Genomic DNA, 1,393 nt, shown 5'->3' with positions numbered 1-1,393 from the left:
TTTAATTCCCCCAATCTTTTAGCTGAAGGCTCTTTGTCAGGATTTAAACCTGCAATAGACACTTGATTAAGACCATAGTCCAATGCTAAATAGCGGAAAGCAGCATGTTGAGTCACAAAATTTTTCTGCTTAGCATCTTTTAGTTCTTCACTGTATTTTTGATCAAGTTTACTTAATTTTTTAACCGCAAATTGTAAAATGAAGTTAGCCACCTTGAGTCAAGCAAAAAACATCTGAATCTCTTATACTAGAAGTTCGACCAAATAGTATAAAAAGGAAATTCAGATGCAAGACTATTCTATCACAAGCCAGAGCAAAGGGAAACACCTGACCAATCAAGACCGTTTAAACATTGAACGTTGGCACAATAAAGAAGGACTGAGCAACCGTGAGATTGCGCGCTTATTGAATAAAGCTCATGGGACGATTGACAGAGAGATGAAGCGAGGGGAAATCCAGCTCAAGCGGAAGGTAAAATACTCTGCTAAAAAGGCTCAAGAAAATTATGAAGGATTGAGGGCTCACAGTGTTCGTCCGAGTAAACTCACGACTGAGATTGATTGTTATGTGAGTACACGTCTTAAAGAAGACAAGGACTCTTTGGAAGTCATTCATCAGGCTCTAAAAGGAGTTTCTCTGAGCAGCCTCTACAATTGGGTCAACTGGGGCTGGTTAGAAGCCAAGCGTCATCATCTTTTCTATCCGCAGTATAAGGCGGCAAAGAAAATCAAACCTCGTGCGCCAAAGCATCCTTTTGGCAAGTCTATTGAAGAACGGCCTGAGTTCATTAACAATCGCTTAGAAGTGGGGCATTACGAGATTGACACGGTCATTCTTACGAGAGCTAAGAACAAGGTGCTTTTGACGCTCACAGAGCGAAAATACCGCACGGAGATCATTCGCTTGATTGATGGGAAAACAGCACAGGCGGTCAATGATGAGCTGGTGGAACTTCAAAAAAGTTATGACTTCAAATCCATTACCCCTGACAATGGCCATGAATTTGCAAGGCTCTCTGAGGTCGTAAGCTGTCCAGTTTACTATGCACACGCCTACGCGAGCTTTGAGCGAGGGACGAATGAAAACCATAACCGAATGATTCGTAGGCATCTGCCAAAAGGCACAACAAAGACGACCCCTGAAGAAGTCGCCGCTATCGAGTATTGGATGAACCATTATCCAAGAAAAATGTTCAACTATAAGAGTTCATATGAGATGAGCTTGGCTGGCTAACTTGGACTTGCAATTTGCGATTTTTATTTTTTATAAAAAAATAAATTAAATAGGCTAGGAAATTCAGCCTTTTTGCGTTAAAATAGTCTTTATGACATTAACACAAGAATTTGATACGATTGCGGCGATTTCGACACCGCTTGGTGAAGGAGCAATTGCC

Annotated in this window: 2 protein-coding genes; one reads left to right on the top strand and one right to left on the bottom strand. The window is 41.2% G+C overall.

Going from position 1 to position 1,393, the window contains the following annotated elements; translation table 11 throughout:
• The coding region (locus ACWEKM_RS46560; RefSeq protein WP_451627371.1) for a metal ABC transporter solute-binding protein, Zn/Mn family at positions 1–212 on the bottom strand (212 nt) is incomplete at its 3' end.
• A gap of 73 nt (positions 213–285) precedes the next feature.
• Here ACWEKM_RS46560 and ACWEKM_RS46555 point away from each other — a divergent pair.
• Positions 286–1,233, top strand: a complete 948-nt coding sequence (locus ACWEKM_RS46555) for an IS30 family transposase (RefSeq protein WP_003130410.1) — start codon at positions 286–288, stop codon at positions 1,231–1,233.
• Positions 1,234–1,393: the final 160 nt, after the last annotated feature.

The sequence above is a fragment of the Streptomyces sp. NPDC004752 genome (assembly GCF_053601275.1).
The sequence above is the reverse complement of the archived record's forward strand: the minus strand, read 5'-3'. Positions and strand labels throughout refer to the sequence as shown.

What these genes read in the sequence shown, in the direction of transcription:
- ACWEKM_RS46555 (WP_003130410.1), top strand. Translation starts at nt 286, where the DNA reads ATGCAAGACTATTCTATCACAAGCCAGAGCAAAGGGAAACACCTGACC.